Source organism: Kitasatospora nipponensis (genome assembly GCF_039528135.1).
In the GTDB taxonomy this organism is placed as follows: Bacteria; Actinomycetota; Actinomycetes; order Streptomycetales; family Streptomycetaceae; genus Kitasatospora; species Kitasatospora nipponensis.
In genome coordinates this window covers 1-863 of the sequence record NZ_BAAALF010000585.1, presented here as the reverse complement: position 1 = coordinate 863, position 863 = coordinate 1, and the positions used below count along the sequence as shown (strand labels likewise).

The window sequence follows — 863 nt, the reverse complement described above, 5'->3', positions numbered from 1 at the left end:
GGCTTGTGTTCCGTTGCCGCTGATGTGGCTCACAAGGATTGGCCGTCGGGGCCCCGCCACGACTCGCTGCTGATTGGGATGCGCGAACCGAATCGCTCGTACGGACGTGACAGCGAGGCCGTCTGCTGGGACTGCACAGAAGCACGACGAGGAGGGTTCGGCGCCCAAGCTGTGGGCCAGGACGGATGCGGGCAAGGTCGAGCACCACTGCACGGCGATCCATACCGACGGTACGGTGCTGCTGTCCGTCGGGTGCCGAACAATGACACTGGGCTGCTGCAACTGCCTCCCACTCCGCATCAGTCAGTTACACGCGCGTCACGCGACATGGTCTACCGGATCAGGCCTCGGAGCGAGGGCAAACCCCAAGGATTGATCAGGACTCGATACGCGCCCTAGTCCGCGACCTCGATCGGGTGCGGAAGCGGCTCCCATTCAGCCAGCCAGTCGGTGGCTGTCCCGCCGGTCAGCGCGAGGTGGAACCAGTCACTGAAGCAGAGGTCGGAGTCGTACCAGTCCGCCCAACCCCGGCGGAATGCGGAGACGGTCCAGGATCCGTTCTCGTGCGGGACGAGGAAGAGCTGGTCGCCTTCGATCGTGTTCCCCCAGAGCAGGGCCCCGCCGAGACGCATCGGGTCGCCGATCACCGAGAGGCTAGCCGAGGGGCGCGACAAGAGCTGCGAGCGACTCCGGTGCCACGGGCAGCGAGGGTGCAGGCCCACAGTCGAGTTCGCCGGGCCGACCGGTGGACTTCGTCGGTGTCCTCGGCGGTCGTCGGGCGGGGGGTTCGGGGCGGACGCATGCTGGAAGGGATCTTGCCGGTCGCCGTGTGGGAGAAGAGAGGTCTGGTGATGGGTTTCCGG

At 66.6% G+C, this 863-nt stretch carries 1 protein-coding gene; it reads right to left on the bottom strand.

Annotated elements, in window-relative coordinates:
• Positions 1–395: 395 nt before the first annotated feature.
• Complete coding sequence (locus tag ABD323_RS42050) at positions 396–632, bottom strand: hypothetical protein (RefSeq protein ID WP_344447340.1); 237 nt, start codon at positions 630–632, stop codon at positions 396–398.
• Positions 633–863 lie beyond the last annotated feature (231 nt).